At 50.0% G+C, this 16,753-nt stretch carries 13 protein-coding genes and 3 tRNA genes; 4 read left to right on the forward strand and 12 right to left on the reverse strand.

Going from position 1 to position 16,753, the window contains the following annotated elements:
• Positions 1–118: 118 nt before the first annotated feature.
• Positions 119–919, reverse strand: a complete 801-nt coding sequence (locus DXA74_RS09550) for an MBL fold metallo-hydrolase (protein ID WP_118527022.1) — start codon at positions 917–919, stop codon at positions 119–121.
• An 89-nt stretch (positions 920–1,008) separates the two neighbouring features.
• Here DXA74_RS09550 and DXA74_RS09555 point away from each other — a divergent pair, with 89 nt between their 5' ends.
• On the forward strand, positions 1,009–1,455 hold the full coding sequence (locus tag DXA74_RS09555) for a hypothetical protein (protein WP_118527024.1): 447 nt from the start codon (positions 1,009–1,011) through the stop codon (positions 1,453–1,455).
• Here the strand turns inward: DXA74_RS09555 and DXA74_RS09560 are convergent.
• The gene (locus tag DXA74_RS09560) at positions 1,421–3,712 is read right to left on the reverse strand and encodes a BamA/TamA family outer membrane protein (RefSeq protein WP_118527122.1); all 2,292 of its coding nucleotides are present in this window, start codon (positions 3,710–3,712) and stop codon (positions 1,421–1,423) included. The genes DXA74_RS09555 and DXA74_RS09560 overlap by 35 nt on opposite strands.
• Before the next feature lie 197 nt (positions 3,713–3,909).
• Between DXA74_RS09560 and DXA74_RS09565 the strand changes: the two genes are divergently transcribed.
• On the forward strand, positions 3,910–4,680 hold the full coding sequence (locus DXA74_RS09565; RefSeq protein ID WP_118527026.1) for an RNA methyltransferase: 771 nt from the start codon (positions 3,910–3,912) through the stop codon (positions 4,678–4,680).
• A gap of 8 nt (positions 4,681–4,688) precedes the next feature.
• On the opposite strand, the gene DXA74_RS09570 is transcribed toward DXA74_RS09565, so the two are convergent.
• From DXA74_RS09570 to panB, 7 genes are all read right to left on the reverse strand, one after another.
• The gene (locus DXA74_RS09570) at positions 4,689–5,024 is read right to left on the reverse strand and encodes a hypothetical protein (RefSeq protein WP_118527028.1); all 336 of its coding nucleotides are present in this window, start codon (positions 5,022–5,024) and stop codon (positions 4,689–4,691) included.
• A gap of 25 nt (positions 5,025–5,049) precedes the next feature.
• Positions 5,050–6,039 carry a DUF4296 domain-containing protein gene (locus DXA74_RS09575; RefSeq protein ID WP_158576053.1) on the reverse strand — a complete coding sequence of 330 codons (990 nt, stop codon included), beginning with the start codon at positions 6,037–6,039 and terminating at the stop codon, positions 5,050–5,052.
• Between the two features lie 41 nt (positions 6,040–6,080).
• Positions 6,081–6,698: a lipoprotein signal peptidase gene (locus DXA74_RS09580; protein WP_118527032.1), complete on the reverse strand. Its 618-nt coding sequence runs from the start codon at positions 6,696–6,698 to the stop codon at positions 6,081–6,083.
• Positions 6,698–7,084 carry a TraR/DksA C4-type zinc finger protein gene (locus DXA74_RS09585; RefSeq protein ID WP_118527034.1) on the reverse strand — a complete coding sequence of 129 codons (387 nt, stop codon included), beginning with the start codon at positions 7,082–7,084 and terminating at the stop codon, positions 6,698–6,700. Before DXA74_RS09585 ends, DXA74_RS09580 begins: the two co-directional genes overlap by 1 nt.
• 80 nt (positions 7,085–7,164) lie before the next feature.
• A complete protein-coding gene (gene ileS / locus DXA74_RS09590) occupies positions 7,165–10,590 on the reverse strand; it encodes an isoleucine--tRNA ligase (protein ID WP_118527036.1) in 3,426 nt (1,141 codons plus the stop codon).
• 181 nt (positions 10,591–10,771) lie between these two features.
• Complete coding sequence (locus DXA74_RS09595) at positions 10,772–11,926, reverse strand: MFS transporter (RefSeq protein ID WP_118527038.1); 1,155 nt, start codon at positions 11,924–11,926, stop codon at positions 10,772–10,774.
• Positions 11,927–11,928: 2 nt separating this feature from the next.
• On the reverse strand, positions 11,929–12,750 hold the full coding sequence (panB, locus tag DXA74_RS09600) for a 3-methyl-2-oxobutanoate hydroxymethyltransferase (RefSeq protein ID WP_118527040.1): 822 nt from the start codon (positions 12,748–12,750) through the stop codon (positions 11,929–11,931).
• Positions 12,751–12,984: 234 nt separating this feature from the next.
• On the opposite strand from panB, the gene DXA74_RS09605 reads away from it, so the two are divergent.
• Together DXA74_RS09605 and rlmD are read left to right on the forward strand one after the other, a co-directional pair.
• Positions 12,985–14,637 (forward strand): AMP-binding protein, encoded by a 1,653-nt coding sequence (locus DXA74_RS09605; RefSeq protein ID WP_118527042.1) that lies wholly within the window; start codon positions 12,985–12,987, stop codon positions 14,635–14,637.
• A 147-nt stretch (positions 14,638–14,784) separates the two neighbouring features.
• The gene (rlmD, locus tag DXA74_RS09610; RefSeq protein ID WP_118527044.1) at positions 14,785–16,206 is read left to right on the forward strand and encodes a 23S rRNA (uracil(1939)-C(5))-methyltransferase RlmD; all 1,422 of its coding nucleotides are present in this window, start codon (positions 14,785–14,787) and stop codon (positions 16,204–16,206) included.
• 270 nt (positions 16,207–16,476) lie between these two features.
• Here rlmD and DXA74_RS09615 read toward each other — a convergent pair.
• The 3 genes from DXA74_RS09615 to DXA74_RS09625 all read right to left on the reverse strand — a co-directional run bounded on the left by DXA74_RS09615 (position 16,477) and on the right by DXA74_RS09625 (position 16,736).
• A tRNA-Arg gene (locus tag DXA74_RS09615) sits at positions 16,477–16,551 on the reverse strand.
• 24 nt (positions 16,552–16,575) lie between these two features.
• Positions 16,576–16,650: transfer RNA gene (locus tag DXA74_RS09620), tRNA-Arg, on the reverse strand.
• 12 nt (positions 16,651–16,662) lie between these two features.
• A tRNA-Arg gene (locus DXA74_RS09625) sits at positions 16,663–16,736 on the reverse strand.
• Between the last annotated feature and the right edge of the window lie 17 nt (positions 16,737–16,753).

Genomic DNA, 16,753 nt, shown 5'->3' on the forward strand with positions numbered 1-16,753 from the left:
ATTAAGAGTCAATTGCTCTACCAACTGAGCTAAGGACGCATTCTTTTTCGTTTGCGAGTGCAAAGGTAGGAAGTTTTTTTGAGACCTCCAAATTTCTCGGCAGTTTTTTTTTCAGAAATTATAAATCATGTATCTCTGAAGGGATTTTTCGTCTCAAAACATCTACACGGAAATCCTTATTCATAATCATGCCATACGAGCGGAGCACGCTGTCCATTGTCTTCTTGGCCAGCTCCGGATGATTGTTCTCTTCGCTCAGATGGCAAAGCCACACTTGCTTCATCTTTTCCGATACAGAACGGGCCAGCAGTTCGGCAGCCTGACGGTTGGACAAATGTCCCCGTCCTCCGGAGATTCTTCCTTTCAGATGTGCCGGATAAGGACCCATCATCAGCATATCCGTGTCGTGGTTCGACTCCAGCACCAGATAGTCGGCATTCTTGATCTGTTCTTCCATTTCCAGAGTCGGAGCGCCGGCATCCGTAATCAGGCAAAACGTCTTGCCCTCAAAAGACACGCTGTAGCCCACATTGTCCGAACTGTCGTGCGGCACATCAAAGGCCATGATCTCCAGGTCTTCAATCTGAAAGGGCACATTCTTCTGGATTTCCACCCGGTTGGGCCCCTGTATCTTGGTCGTCACACAATAGTTGCGGTCAATGCCCTGATGCACTTCGTGCGTGGCATAGATCGGCACATTGTAGTCCTTCGACAGATAGCCTGCCGCCTTGATATGGTCGGCGTGATCGTGCGTAATCAGCACAGCCTTGATGCGGTCCAGCCCCATACCAAAGGTTCGCAAGTGCTTTTTCAATATTCTGATTCCTATTCCTGCATCTATTAATATACCATAGTTTTCTGAGAAGAGCAGGTAGCAGTTGCCGCTGCTGCCGCTTCCCAAGCAAATAAATTTGAACATAATGTTTATATTTAATGCAAATATACGAATAAGACGAGGAACAGACAAATCTTTTTGTATCTTTGTCGGACATTCAAAACTTAATAACAATGAAGAACATTGCCTCCTGGAAACTTATTCTGCTGGGTGTCATGGCCTCTGCATGTGGCGGAAACATGGAAAAGGAATACGAACAGGCCAAACTGACTGCCGAAGGATTCTCTGCGGCTTTTTTCAATATGGACTTTGACCGGGCTGCCTCTTTCTGCGCGCCGGAATCTTATCCCTGGATACGCTTCAAGGCTTCGAACATCACCGAAAAGGACCTGGAAGTCTACAACCGGGAACAGCGACTGGCTGAAAGCGAACTGGACGACCTGACTTTCAGAAACGACAGCACGGCTGTGGCCGTATGCAATCTGAGCCATGTGCTGCTCACCGATTCGCTGGAACGGCAGGCAACCATGGCTCAGGAAATGACATTTAGGATTCCGCTCATCAAGAGGGACGGGAAATGGCTGGTTAAAATGGAAGGCCCACTGCAAAGTGTAAAGTGAAGTCCCGCTTGAAATTGGGGTGTATCAGCGGATAGCGGTCTGCATGCACTTTCCCGGCCGGATTCACGGCTTTCATACCTCCGTCCAGACGGAGAATGAAGAAGTCGAAATTCAGTCGCAGACCCAGTCCGTAGGCCAAAGCGATTTGCTTGTAGAAACTGTTGATGCGGAACTGGCCTCCGGGCTGGTCTTCGTAGGCTCTTATCGTCCAGATGTTTCCGGCATCGAGGAACACGGCTCCGTGAAGTTTCCAGAACAGGAAGGTACGGTATTCCATACTCAGATCCAGTTTGATGTCACCCGTCTGATTGATAAAGTCAATACGGCCGTCGGTTCCGGTATAGGTTCCGGGACCCAATCCACGCACATTCCAGCCGCGCACACTGTTGGCACCTCCGCTGAAATAGCGTTTTTCGTAAGGCAGAATCGTGGAATTTCCATACGGATAGGAAATTCCCAAGGCGGCATGAATGGCCAGCGAGTTGCGCTCGTCAAACTTGAAACTGCGACTGAAGTCCAAATCGCCCTTCACATATTGTGCGTAAGCGATATTAAAGAGCGTAAACTGGCCGCTGTTGTCTCTCGAAGCACGGAACAGATTGCTCAATCCATAAAACAGGTTGCCCGCCGTTTCGAGGTTGAAACGTATGGCCGTGGCATTCTTTCCGTAACTGGCGTTCGGACCGGCATCTCCCCGTGAGTTGTAGACCAGACTGTAACCTTGTTTCACAATGAACAGGTTTTCGTAATTGTAACGCAGGATGGCGTTACGGTTTTCTTCATCATCCAGATAATCATTCTTGAAGGTTTCCGAAATCCAGGGCATGAAGATATAGTTCAGATCCACCAGGTCCAGACGGTGCTGCATACGGGTTTTCTTGTTGGTCCAGCGATAGCGCAGGGCTCCGGTGAGCACACGCCGATGAAACTCCGGACGGTTCTGCGAGTCATACATCACCGACACTTCGGAGCTGGACTCCACAGCGGCCGGATGGCGTTTCCACAATGGCAGCTTCAGATTCGGGAGTGTCAGTCCGGCTTCGGCACTGATTTCCATATAGTTCTGATCGGCATATCCTTCCAGTCCGGTAATCGCCTCAAAGGCACCACGCACTTTCAAGGTGAGCAGTTCGGAACCGTGAAACAGATTTCGGTTCTGATAGGACAATGCCAGAGCAGCACCCAAGTCTCCGGCCGAGTTGGTACCTTCGAGCTCCACTCCAAACGAGTGCGGACGGTTGGTCGTAACGGCCACACGGCAGTCGAGCACATTGCTGTCGCGCGGAGTGAGATGCACATTGGTGGACAGCACGGAATAAAGGCGTCCCAGATTATTGTAGGTGGCCTGCACATCTGCTTCCCGATACAGTTGTCCCTGCTCCAAAGCGATACGGTCGGCCAGCACCGAAGGACGCACTTTAAGGTGATTGCGGAAATAAATATTGTATCCGTTCTTCTCGGTGTGCCGCAAAGGAAGTGTGTCGCCCGACTCCACATCGCAGAACACCCCTACCCTTCCGATATGGAAACGGCGGTGCAGCGAGGAGGCAGAATCGGCCTCGGCCGGCGGGGCGATGATCATTTTCACATCCACCCGACGAGGCTGCACCGTACTGTCGGCTTCATACCGGATATAATCCTTGTTGAACAGATAATAGCCGTTGTTCTGAAACAGCGAGGTGATGCGCACACGCTCCTCTTCCAGACGGTTCATGTCGAACGGCATCTGGGCATGCAGCAGGCGGTTCAGCGAATCGCGCTCATAGAGTCCCTGCTGTACACTGTCGGCTATCTCATACGTAAAGTTACGGATTTCATAAAGTTCGCCTGGCATGACCCGGAAATTCAGCTTCAGTTTCTTGCCCTTGATCTGCGTTTCGGTTTCCGTGCGCGCACGGAGATAGCCCATATTGCGCACGGCTGCTTCAATGCTGACCCGCGTACGCTCGGCTTCGAGTGAATCGTAGACCACCGGCATCTCACCGATACGCTGCAAAAAACGGTTGATGGCCTTGGTGGAATCCTTGCCCGAAAGGGCATAAGGTCCCATTGGCACCTTGACCAGACTGAACCAGCGGGAATTGGGGTGCTGACGGATATAGCCTTTCAGCGCATTGGGCTTCACTCTCTTGTCTTCCGACTGCACATTCACCTTGTCGAGCATGTAAGAGCCCTCGGGGATGAACTTGGTAGCCGAACAGCCATACAGAAGAAGCATCAGCGTCAGGCTGAATATAATCTTGACGGAATATTTCATAGATTTGCTTGTGTGTCTTGCAAAGGTATAAGATTTGAAGTAAACCACAAACGGCATTCTGTAAAATATTCGGGCCTGACGCCCGAAAAAATTCATCTCAATGTTTCTCCAAAATCATTGAGATGAATTTAAAAAGTCTTTGGGATGATTTTTTATTTTTTCCTACCTTTGCAAATCATAACACGCAAGAATAACTCATGATCAGCAAAAATCAGATTAAATTCATAAAAGGACTGGAACTGAAAAAGTTCAGAAAGGCCAGCGAGGCTTTCGTGGCCGAAGGACCGAAACTGGTGCAGGATATCATGCCGTACTTCCAATGCCGCATGCTGGTGGCTACGGGAGAATGGTTGCACGCACACCGTCAGGAGGTGGTGCGCCACAACCCGGACACGGAACTCGTGGAGGTCAATGAAGAGGAGCTGCGGCGCGTCAGCTTCCTGAAATCACCACAGGAGGTACTGGGAGTTTTCGCCATCCCGCATCACGACACCGACCTGCATACCTGCGCCCGGCAACGTCTGTGTCTGGCGCTCGACGATGTGCAGGACCCGGGTAACCTGGGCACCATCATCCGGGTGGCCGACTGGTTTGGCATCGAAGACATCTTCTGCTCGCCGGGCACTGCCGACGTGTATAATCCCAAGACCGTGCAGGCCACAATGGGCGCCATTGCCCGGGTGCGCATCCATTATCTGCCACTGGTGGAAACCCTGAAGCAGGGAGAACTCGACTATCCGATCTACGGAACATTGCTCGAAGGAAAAAACATGTATGAACGGGACCTGAAAAACAAGGGTCTGATTGTGATGGGCAACGAAGGAAAGGGGTTGAGCCCGGAAATGCGTGCTCTGATCACAGACAGCCTGTATATTCCCAGCTTCCCGCAGGACCGACCCACCAGCGAAAGCCTGAATGTGGCCATCGCAACAGCCATCGTGTGTGCGGAATTTCGCCGCAGGGCATAAAAAAACGGCTACCCCAAACGATGGGGAGCCGTAGAAGGTATTGCTGCCAGACCGGCATCTACCGGAATGCCGCTCACATGCCACAGGGCATAGGAACCGCATTCCGGATGATAGGCCGGGCACACCGAGCCATACCAGGACTTAAAATCTTCTGCACCGGATGCCGGAGTCTCCGATACGGGCAGAAGCAGAAAAACACCACCCAGCCATTCCACAGCAGGCTGCTCGGCCGAAAGGATTTCATATCCGGCCACCAGCCCCTCGGAAGTGAGCTGCACGACTACCGGTCCCGGCACCATTTCCGTGGCGGAAAGATATAACCGGTGTGCTGCAAATTTTCTCATTTTTCGTTTTTCTTTCTTTAATCACTTATCGGCGCCGACGCACGGAGTAAGGTTTCTCCTTAACAACACGGATCTTGCGCTCCACGGTCTGGTTGTCGCGCAACTCTTTCGGAGAAATACGTTCCTGAGCACCGCGTGCCGGAATCTGACGCATCTTCAGAGAATCCTGTGCCAGAGAATCGCTGTCCTGCTTCAGGCTGTCGGCAACAGTAGCCGTCGTGTCGGCCTTAAGCTCTTCAGGCTTCTTGTGGAAACGGATCAGCTTGAAGTTGTTGAGCATCATCATGCGGAACACATTCTTCTGCTCGGTGTCCGAACTGGTGAGATACACAAATCCGGTAAGCGAACGGATGCGCTCCTGACCGGGTGCCTTGATGGTCAGATCGGTCGTCGTGCTGTTGCTCAGATACTGATATACCGAAGCCACCGAATCATTGTCATAGCGCACAATCAAAGCCGCGTATGCCTCACGCGCTCCTTCCTGATACACATAGAAGTTGTTGAACTGCCACAGCACATCATCACCCGGATAGAAACTGGTATCGGCCTCTATCGTAAAGGAATAATGGCTGTCCGACGTTCCGGGGCGCAGAAGACAGAAATTGGTGTCGTGCCAGATATTGGCCGTATCTCCGTTGGCTGTCAGCGAATTATACAGGTCGCTCTTGTTCACGCTACTGCCCAAAGCTTCCAGCTCGGCGGCATAGCGCTCGTTGATACGGGTATACATCTCGGCCAGATAAGAGGCGTTGGCTGAATACCACACCATAGAGGAATCGAATACCGCCTCGGTCACTCCATACTTCTCAAACACACTCCGCACATACAGATAGCGGTAGTAGTCCACGCTGTCCGGACGGGATTCGGCCATAGCCTGCGCCACATGATAGTCGTAGAGGAGATCCTCCATCGTGGACTCGGGAATCACCCCGTCGGACCGGTCGGACTTACAGGACATCAGCACAGAGCCAACGGTCAGACTGACCAGACCGAGCGGCAAAAGTCTATGCCCCACGGATCTGCGAAACGTTTCTTTATTTCTGAAAGAATGATTCATCACAGATTGATTCGCTTATGGTAAAACAACAACAGGGCTATGATGCCACAACTGATTGCCGCATCGGCAAAATTGAAGATGGGACTGAAAAACACAAAGGACTCGCCGCCGCAAACCGGCATCCAGTCGGGCCAGGTGGTGCGGATGATCGGGAAGTAGAACATGTCCACCACCTTTCCGTAGAACAAGGGAGCATAACCGCTTCCGTAAGGAACCATCTCGGCCACCAGAGGGGCTGGCGGATTATTGAAAATCTGTCCGTAGAACACACAGTCAATGATGTTGCCCGCAGCTCCGGCCAATATCAGCGACAGACACGCGATATAGCCGAAAGGGGCCTGACGCTTGCGGATAACCCGATACATGTATACGGAAATCAGCGCCACCGCCACAATGCGGAACAGAGTCAGGAATATCTTGTCCATAAACTCCCATCCGAAAGCCATACCGGGATTCTCGGTGAAAAGAATGTAAAACCAGTCGGCTATGTGGATGCGCTCATACATATACATATTGGTCTTGACCCAAATCTTTATCCACTGGTCTATCACCAATACCGCCGTTATGATCAGAAGAGCATAACGGCCGTATGAAGTCTTTTTAATTTTTCTTGTCATTAATCTTTTCTATTTTTCATATTCTTGGCCTCGATGCTCAGTGTGGCATGAGGTACGGCGCGCAGACGCTCCTTGGGAATCAGGCGACCGGTTTCACGGCAGATACCGTAGGTCTTGTTCTCAATACGAACCAGCGCAGCCTGAAGGCCCTGTATGAATTTCTGCTGACGGGCAGCCAAGGTAGTCAGTTCTTCTTTTGACTGAGTCAAGGCACCCTCTTCCATCGCCTTGTAGGTAGGCGATGTATCATCCACGCCATTGTTGTCCCGGTTCATCAGAGAAGCCATCATATCCTCATAGTCACGTTTGGCCAATTCCAGTTTCTCTAAAATCAGTGTTCTGAACTCTTCCAACTCTTCATCACTGTAACGTGTCTTTTCACTCATGGTTTACTTCTTTTTAAGTTAATAGTAGATTATTTATGGAACAAAGTGCCTGGGCTTTGCAGTCCAGGCACTCCGGATTATTATGCTTTTGAAAGAGACAGCAGGACAGTCTCACCGTCCAGACTTACTTCGAGCGCACCCTCCAGGCTGTCAACAAGCTCAATAGAGTTTGCCAACACCTGTGCACTGATATAGTCGCCGAACTTCTCGACAACGCTGCTCACCAGCGGGCTGTTCACAATCTGAACCTGAATGCGGTCGGTAATCTCCAGACCGCTTTCCTTTCTTTGTGTCTGGATGGCCTTGATAATCTCACGGGCCACACCTTCGTTCTTCAGTTCTTCGGTGATGGTGATATCCAAAGCGACAGTTACACTGCCTTCGTTGGCTACAGTCCATCCCGGAATATCCTCGCTGAAGATTTCCACATCCTCCAGACAAACCTCTACAGGCTCGCCTTCCGGCAAGGTCAGACTGATATTTCCGTTGCTCTCGAGAGCGGCAATCTGCTCCTGAGTCATGGCATCAACCAATGCGGCTACTGATTTCATCAGCTTGCCGTATTTCTTACCCATGGTACGGAAGTTACACTTCACTTTCTTAACCAGCATGCCGCTACCGTCTACAAACTGGAGTTCCTTCACATTGATCTCATCCAGAATGAGCTGCTTAACGGCTTCGATATTCTCCTTCTGCTGGGCATCGGTAGCCGGAATGGCAATGCACTGCAACGGCTGACGTACGATGATCTTTTCCTTCTTACGCAGAGACAGCACCATAGAGGTAATCTTCTGCGCCAGTTCCATACGATTCTCCAGCACACGGTCGATCTTGCTTTCGTCGCACTGCGGGAAAGTGGTCAGATGGATGCTCTTTCCACCTTCGTTGCGTCCGGTTGCTGCAGTCAGGTCGGTGTAAAGACGGTCTGCATAGTATGGAGCAATCGGAGCCATCAGCTTGGCAACAGTCTCCAGGCAGGTATACAGAGTCTGATAAGCAGAAAGCTTGTCGGTACTCATCGCGCTACCCCAGAAACGTTTACGGCTCAAGCGAACGAACCAGTTACTTACGTTATCGATCATGAAGTCCTGAATCAGACGACCGGCCTTGGTCGGCTCATAGTCGTTGTAGCAGGCATCCACATTCTTGATCAAAGAGTTCAACTCAGACAGAATCCAACGGTCGATTTCCGGACGCTCGTTCATCGGCACATCTGCCTCTTCGTAGCACCATCCGTCTACGTTGGCATACATAGTCAGGAACGAATAGGTCTGGAACAGTTTGCCGAAGAAAGTACGGCTCACTTCCTGAACACCAGCCTCATCGAACTTCAGGTTGTCCCAAGGTGATGAGTTGGTAATCATATACCAGCGCACGGCATCAGAACCGTATTTCTCGATAGACTCAAACGGATCAACAGCGTTGCCCAAACGCTTGGACATCTTGTTTCCGTTCTTATCCAATACCAGTCCGTTAGAGATAACGGCCTTGAAGGCTACTGTATCGAATACCATGGTAGCAATGGCATGGAGCGTAAAGAACCAACCACGGGTCTGGTCCACACCCTCGGCGATGAAATCTGCCGGGAATACCTCGCGGGCGTCGAACTGTTCCTTATTCTCGAACGGATAGTGAATCTGTGCGTATGGCATGGCACCTGAATCAAACCAAACGTCAATCAGGTCGAGCTCACGCTTCATCGGCTTTCCGCTCGGGCTAACCAGCACCACATCATCCACAAACGGACGGTGCAGATCGATCTTATCATAATTTTCCTGAGAGTAGTCTCCCGGAACAAATCCTTTTTCCTTCAATGGGTTTGAGGTCATCACACCGGCTGCAACAGCCTTGTCGATCTCCTGATAAAGTTCTTCTACAGAGCCGATACAGATTTCCTCACCGTCTTCCGAGCGCCAGATTGGCAGCGGAGTACCCCAGTAACGGCTACGACTCAGGTTCCAGTCATTCAGATTCTCCAACCATTTGCCGAAACGTCCGGTACCGGTTGATTCCGGTTTCCACAGAATAGTCTTGTTGAGTTCGATCATACGCTCCTTAACGGCTGTACTCTTGATGAACCAGCTGTCGAGCGGATAGTACAGGATCGGCTTGTCGGTACGCCAGCAGTGCGGATAATTGTGCACGTGCTTTTCGATCTTGAAGGCCTTGTTGTTCTGCTTCAGATCCATGCAGATGGTCACGTCGAGAGTCTCATCCTTCTCGGTCTTCTTATCGTCGTAAGCGTTCTTTACGAAGCATCCTTCCCAAGGTTTGTAGGCTTCCACGTTCACGTGGTTCTTGACAAATTCCTCATCCAACTCGTCAATCAGATAGAACTTACCGGTGAGGTCTACCATCGGACGGGCTTCACCCTTCTTGTTGATCAGCTGCATCGGAGCAATTCCGGCAGCCTTGGCAACCTGGGCATCATCAGCACCGAAGGTCGGAGCGATATGTACGATACCGGTACCGTCCTCAGTAGTTACATAGTCACCCGGAATCACGCGGAAGGCATCTCCCTCCGGAGTTACCCAAGGCAACAGCTGCTCATAGCGCATACCTACCAGATCAGCTCCGGTGTATTCAGCAACAATCTGATAAGGGATTACCTTGTCACCTGCCTTGTAAGCAGACAGATCGGCACCCTCACCCTGCGGATTGAAGTAAGCGGATACACGAGCCTTAGCCATAATCACCGTGATAGGCTGGGCGGTGTACATATTATAAGTACGGATACATACGTAATCAATCTTAGGACCCACACACAGAGCTGTGTTTGAAGACAGAGTCCAAGGAGTTGTTGTCCATGCCAGGAAATAAGGAGTTCCCCACTCGGCCATTTCCGGTTTCGGATCCAGCATCTTGAACTGTGCGGTAACGGTGGTATCCTTCACATCGCGGTAACAACCCGGCTGGTTCAACTCGTGAGAGCTCAATCCGGTACCTGCTGCCGGTGAATACGGCTGGATGGTATAACCTTTGTAAAGCAGGTTCTTGCCATACAGCTGCTTCAGCAACCACCACAGAGTTTCGATATATTTATTGTCGTATGTGATGTATGGATGCTCCATATCAACCCAGTAACCCATCTTGTGACTCAGATCAGTCCACTCCTGAGTAAACATCATCACATTGGTACGGCACTTGCGGTTGTAATCCTCGATAGAGATGGTCTTACCGATATCTTCCTTGGTAATACCCAATTCTTTCTCCACGCCCAACTCTACCGGCAGTCCGTGTGTATCCCATCCTGCCTTACGCTTCACCTGAAAACCCTTCATGGTCTTGAAGCGGCAGAAAGTGTCCTTTATGGAACGGGCCAGTACGTGATGGATTCCCGGATGACCGTTGGCAGAAGGAGGTCCCTCAAAGAAAATGAAAGAAGGACAGCCCTCGCGCTCTGTCATACTTTTATGAAACACATCATCTACATCCCACTGACGAAGCACTTCTTTGTTCACCTCAGAGAGGTTCAAATTTGTGCGTTCTGTGAATTTCTTTGCCATATATCTGATTTTTTTAAACTTTCTGAATCGATTTTCTCAAATTGCCGCAAAAATAGTAATTTTATTGAGAATCTGAAAACAAAATCATAGGGATTTCATGAATCCCGATGCAAAACGAAAAAAATCGGACCTGCCGGACTACATAATCTCCGGCAAGATCCGATTTCTCTGTTTTTATGTATTACATACCCTTGCGACTGTGTGTCAAGAACCAACGGTGCACTTTTGCAAAATAAAACACCGCCAACAGCAGAACCACCGCCAGGCCTATCCAATATACAATCTGTGCGTTCCGGGGCAATAGAAGCGAGCTTCCTAACATACCCAGACACAGACCGCTCTCCCAGCCCAACATATAGGAACTTTGGGCTGTACCCCGTTCGCAATGCTCCGCTACCCGCATAAAGTAGATCAGATAGCGGCTTGTCAGCAGACCGCCACCCGCACCGGCCAAAAGCCCGGTAAAGGGCACAACATCCGGTTCCGGCACAAGCAGATTGATGACATAGACAAGAATCAGGGCCACAAAGCCCAACAGCATCAGCAAGCGGCTGTCTCTTGTCCGGAAAAAGAAGTAATGAATGGCCTGCGACAGGATGAAGCCTCCGAACAGCCAACCATAAAAATAGACCGTGTAATTACGCGGCAGGAGCAGTCCCAACAGGAAACTGATCGGAACCAGCGTAAAAAACAGAATCTTGGCACGGGGCAGCCAGAATCGGTCGAGCGAAAAGCATTTGGGCTCCAGCGGAGTGCGGAACGGCACATGAAGCTGCAGGATGAGCAACCAGGACAGCAACAGCATGGAAGCCGGAAGCCAGATTACATTCTCCCAATCAAAATACAGATTCAGCACCAATGCCGCCAATGGTCCCAACGCCAGCGCAAAGCGGGTCACCCAATAATACCAATAAGCCGCCTTGGTCCGTTTCTTGGTGTGCGTCAGGTCGATCAGAAGAGTAGCTCCCAGAGCTATCTGAAACAGACCGTAGGCCGCACCTTGCATAAAGCGGGCCGCGATATACATCCATTCCGGCAAACGGTAAAGCGTAGCCACCGTAAAGAGCAGCATGAAGAACTGCGCCCACAGCACCACTGATTTACGTTTGTAACGGTCGAGCCAGTAATTCGCAAACGGACCGAACAGGAAAATTCCGGCGCCAAAGACCGAAACGACAGCTCCGGCAACAGAAAGATTCTCCTGAAAATAGCGCCCCAGAACCCAGGGTTCTGTAAGCAACAGTCCATACATGGCGATACCGGTCAACAGATTGACCACCAGGATGGTTACAAAGGAGGATTTCCACAAAGAAGGATTATTCTGTATGTCTGCCACAATTAATATTGTTCGTTAATACTCGGGAAATCACGGTCTTTTACATCCGTGACGTACTGACCGATAGCATCAGTCATGACTGTATGCAGATCGGCATAGCGACGCAGGAATTTCGGCGAGAAACCTTTATTCATTCCCAGCATGTCGTTAACGACCAGCACCTGACCGTCCACTTCACCACCGGCACCGATACCAATCACCGGAATAGTCAATTCAGAAGCCACACGGGCAGCCAGCACAGCAGGAATCTTCTCCAATACCAAAGCAAAGCAGCCTGCTTCTTCCAGCAGATGAGCATCTTCAATCAGTTTCTGTGCTTCGGCCTCTTCCTTGGCACGCACGGCATAAGTTCCGAACTTGTTGATGCTCTGCGGAGTCAGACCCAGATGGCCCATAATAGGAATACCGGCAGCCAGAATAGCCTTCACGGTGTCAATGATTTCTGCTCCACCTTCCAGCTTCAGCGCGTCGCATCCGCTTTCCTTCATGATGCGCACGGCATTGGTAACACCCTCTGTCGGGTTCACCTGATAAGTACCGAAAGGCATATCACAAACCACCAGCGCTCTTTTGGCACCACGCATCACGGAGGTGGCATGATAGATCATCTGATCGAGTGTGATAGGAAGTGTTGTGGTATTTCCGGCCATAACATTCGAAGCCGAGTCGCCTACAAGGATGACGTCTACTCCGGCACCGTCTACAATCTGAGCCATTGTATAGTCATAAGCAGTAAGCATGGCAATCTTTTTACCCTGGCCCTTCATTTCGATTAATCTGTGTGTTGTCACTTTACGGACATCTTCTACTAAATACCCAGCCATTTCTTTTTTAAGTTTAAGTTTTTAAATTTCGCTGCAAAAGTACTCATTTTTTCTTTTATCCGAGGCGCCCGACCCATTTTTTTGTGTGATTTTGCCAGCCGGCAACTCCGCCGACACTGCAGAGCGCCGCTATTTTCATTACGTTTTGTGTGTTTTCAATACAAAAAAGCATCGGATTGTAAGTTTTATTTCGTATTTTTGCCCCTGATAACCAAAACATAGCTGCAATACAACATGGAAAAAGGATTGATAAAACTTTTTGAGAACAGCATAAAAAACAATTGGAATCTGAAAGCGCTGACCGACTTCAACGGAGAGACGTTGCAATATAAGGATGTGGCGCGAAAAATAGAGAAGCTGCACATTCTGATGGAGAACGCCGGCATCGTACCGGGTGACAAAGTGGCGCTCTGCGGACGCAACTGCGGCAACTGGTGCGTCACTTTTCTGGCAGCAATCAGTTATGGAGCAGTCATCGTTCCCATTCTGCACGAATTCAAGCCGGACAACATCCACAACATCGTGAACCACTCGGAAGCACGCCTGCTCTTTACCGGCGATTATGTATGGGAAAACCTGAACGAGGAGGAAATGCCGCATCTCGAAGGAGTTATCTGCGTGAACGATTTCAGCCTGCTGACATCGCGCTCGGAGAAGCTGTCGTTCGCACGCGAGCACCTGAACGAACTGTTCGGAAAGAAATCCCCCAACCGCTTCACGCCGGACATGATTTCCTATAAAGAAGAGGATTCTCCCGAATCGCTGGTCATCATCAACTACACTTCCGGAACCACCGGATTCTCCAAAGGTGTGATGCTCCCTTGCCGCAGCATCCTGTCAAACATCATCTTCTGCAAGGATACCATCGGTCTCAAGCCGGGCGACAATATTGTATCCATGCTGCCCATGGGTCATGTTTTCGGACTGGTGTATGACTTCCTGTACGGCATCAGCGCCGGAGCACATCTCTACTTCCTGACCCGCATGCCGTCTCCGAAAATCATCAAGACGACTGTAGCCGCCATCCGTCCGCGCATCATCTCATGCGTGCCGCTGGTCATCGAAAAACTCTTCAAGCAGGAGATTCTGCCGCAGGTAGACAGCAAGCTGGGCAAGCTGTTGCTCAAACTGCCGATTATCAGTGAACATCTCAAAGAGAAAGCACGCCAGGAGAGCCTGCGTCTGTTTGGCGACAACATTCTGGAAGTCATCATCGGCGGCGCCCCCTTCAATGCCGAAGTGGAAGCTTTCGTACGAAACATCAAGTTCCCTTATTCCATCGCATACGGCATGACGGAGTGCGGACCAATTATCTGCCACAGCACGTGGAAGGAAACGGCCTACATGTCTTGCGGCAAGGTGGCTCACCGCATGGAAGCCAAGGTGCTGAGTCCCGAACCGGACAAGGTGCCGGGCGAACTGGTCTGCCGCGGCGAAAACCTGATGTTGGGCTATTACAAGAATCCGGAAGCCACCGAGGCGATTATCGACGCTGAAGGATGGCTGCACACCGGTGACACGGCCGTAATCTCTCCTGAAGGGGACGTCTACATCAAAGGCCGCTGCAAGAACATGCTTCTGAGCACCAACGGACAGAATATCTATCCGGAAGAGATTGAATCGAAGCTGAACAACATGCCATACGTCAATGAGTCGCTGGTCATCATGAGCCAAAGCAAACTGGTAGCCCTTATCTATCCGGACCTGAACGAGGCTCTGGAAAACGGCTACAACGAACAGCAGCTGATGAACATGCTGGAGCAAAACCGCATCGAACTGAACAAAGAATTGCCGGCATATTCCCAGATCACGAAAATCGTATTCCGCAACGAGGAATTTGAAAAGACGGCAAAGAAAAGTATCAAGCGATACCTGTATCAGGACTGAAGAGCAGATTGCCGGAACGGGAGGACAGAAAAAGAAAAACCGACGGCCGGCAGCATATCCTGGACGGATATACAGAGAACTATCAGTTTTTTTTATTACTTTTGTCGGCATTTGACAAAAAGAGAGTGAACTAATAAAATTTAAATTATGGCTCGCAAGAGAAAAGAATTACCTATTCTGGAGAATATCACCATCACCGATGTGGCTGCAGAGGGAAAAGCACTGGCCAAGGTAAACGACATGGTCATCTTCGTTCCTTACGTAGTTCCGGGAGATGTGGTAGATCTGAAAATCAAAAAGAAGAAACACCGCTACTGCGAGGCAGAAGCAATCAAGTTTCATCAGTATTCCGAGAAACGTGCCACTCCGTTCTGCGAACACTATGGGGTTTGCGGCGGATGCAAATGGCAATGCCTGCCTTATGAGGAGCAAATCAAATACAAGCAGCAGCAAGTGTGGGACAACCTGAGCCGCATCGGCAAGGTGGAACTGCCGGAAATGCTTCCGATATTGGGTTCTATCCACACCACCTGCTACCGCAACAAACTGGAGTTCGGCTTTTCCAACAAGCGTTGGTTCACAGCGCAGGAAATCGAGCAGGACACCACTTTCGACACCAACAACGCTGTGGGCTTCCACACTTCGGGATCATTCGACAAAATCCTGCCTATCAACAAGTGCTGGCTGATGGATGACATCAACAACCGCATCCGCAACGCGGTGAGAGACTACTGTAACGAACAGGGCTTCTCCTTCCACGACCAGCGCAACCACGAAGGTCTGATGCGCAACATGATGATCCGCAACTCAAACACCGGAGAGCTGATGGTGCTCATGCAATTCTGCATCACCAACGACAAGGAGCAGGAACAGGCTCTTCAGGTCATGCAGTTCATCGGCGACAACTTCCCGGAAGTCACTTCCCTGCTCTACGTAAACAATCAGAAGTACAATGATACGATTGGCGATCTGGATGTCGTGACCTTCAAAGGCAAAGACCACATCTTCCTGGAGATGGAAGGCCTGAAATTCAAGGTGGGCCCGAAGAGTTTCTATCAGACCAACACGGAGCAGGCCTACGAATTATATAAGGTGGCCCGTGAATTTGCCGGTCTCACCGGAAACGAACTGGTTTACGACCTGTATACCGGTACCGGAACCATCGCTAACTTTGTGGCACGAAGTGCCCGCAAGGTAATCGGTATTGAATATGTACCCGAGGCGATTGAAGACGCAAAAGTCAATTCGGAAATCAACGGCATCAACAACACTCTGTTCTATGCCGGTGATATGAAGGATATTCTGAACAAGGAATTCATCGAGACTCACGGACAGCCAGATGTGATCATCACCGACCCTCCAAGAGCCGGTATGCATCAGGACGTGATCGACACACTGCTGTTTGCCGAACCGGAGCGCATCGTTTACGTAAGCTGCAACCCGGCCACTCAAGCACGCGACCTGGGCTTGTTGGACAGCAAATACAAAGTCTGTGCCATCCGCCCGGTAGATATGTTCCCTCACACACAGCATGTAGAGAATGTCGTTCTTCTGGAGAAGAGACATTAATCCATAAAAAGACATCGGGAGCGCACCTTAACTGGTTGCGCTCCCGATATCTTTTTATAAGAACCATATTTTATTCCGAAATCATCCGCTACAGACATTCTTTAAAATCATCAGGATGATCTTCATCATTGATTGTGATCGTTTTCCAAAATCATCAGGATGTTTTATTTGAACCGATAAAGTCAAAGGAAATGATATATGAAGGTCCGCAATGAACAAGACCCGTATAAAAACAAAAAAAGAAAAATCAAAATGATTTTTCTGATACCGTGATTCCGTTGGGACTCGAACCCAAGACCCACGCCTTAGAAGGGCGTTGCTCTAATCCAGCTGAGCTACGGAACCATCCTTATATAAACAAAAAAAGAGTGATTCCGTTGGGACTCGAACCCAAGACCCACGCCTTAGAAGGGCGTTGCTCTAATCCAGCTGAGCTACGGAACCATCCTTAATAAGTGACTCCCACAGGATTCAAACCTGTAACCTTCTGATCCGTAGTCAGATGCTCTATTCAGTTGAGCTAGGGAGCCATTCCCCGAACAAAAGT

Origin of the sequence: Bacteroides sp. OF04-15BH, from assembly GCF_003477995.1 — a bacterium.
Taxonomy (GTDB): domain Bacteria; phylum Bacteroidota; class Bacteroidia; order Bacteroidales; family Bacteroidaceae; genus Paraprevotella.

Coding starts and splice junctions, on each gene's coding strand:
- DXA74_RS09550 (WP_118527022.1), bottom strand. CDS start 919: ATGTTCAAATTTATTTGCTTGGGAAGCGGCAGCAGCGGCAACTGCTAC.
- DXA74_RS09555 (WP_118527024.1), top strand. CDS start 1,009: ATGAAGAACATTGCCTCCTGGAAACTTATTCTGCTGGGTGTCATGGCC.
- DXA74_RS09560 (WP_118527122.1), bottom strand. CDS start 3,712: ATGAAATATTCCGTCAAGATTATATTCAGCCTGACGCTGATGCTTCTT.
- DXA74_RS09565 (WP_118527026.1), top strand. CDS start 3,910: ATGATCAGCAAAAATCAGATTAAATTCATAAAAGGACTGGAACTGAAA.
- DXA74_RS09570 (WP_118527028.1), bottom strand. CDS start 5,024: ATGAGAAAATTTGCAGCACACCGGTTATATCTTTCCGCCACGGAAATG.
- DXA74_RS09580 (WP_118527032.1), bottom strand. CDS start 6,698: ATGACAAGAAAAATTAAAAAGACTTCATACGGCCGTTATGCTCTTCTG.
- DXA74_RS09585 (WP_118527034.1), bottom strand. CDS start 7,084: ATGAGTGAAAAGACACGTTACAGTGATGAAGAGTTGGAAGAGTTCAGA.
- ileS (WP_118527036.1), bottom strand. CDS start 10,590: ATGGCAAAGAAATTCACAGAACGCACAAATTTGAACCTCTCTGAGGTG.
- panB (WP_118527040.1), bottom strand. CDS start 12,750: ATGGCTGGGTATTTAGTAGAAGATGTCCGTAAAGTGACAACACACAGA.
- DXA74_RS09605 (WP_118527042.1), top strand. CDS start 12,985: ATGGAAAAAGGATTGATAAAACTTTTTGAGAACAGCATAAAAAACAAT.
- rlmD (WP_118527044.1), top strand. CDS start 14,785: ATGGCTCGCAAGAGAAAAGAATTACCTATTCTGGAGAATATCACCATC.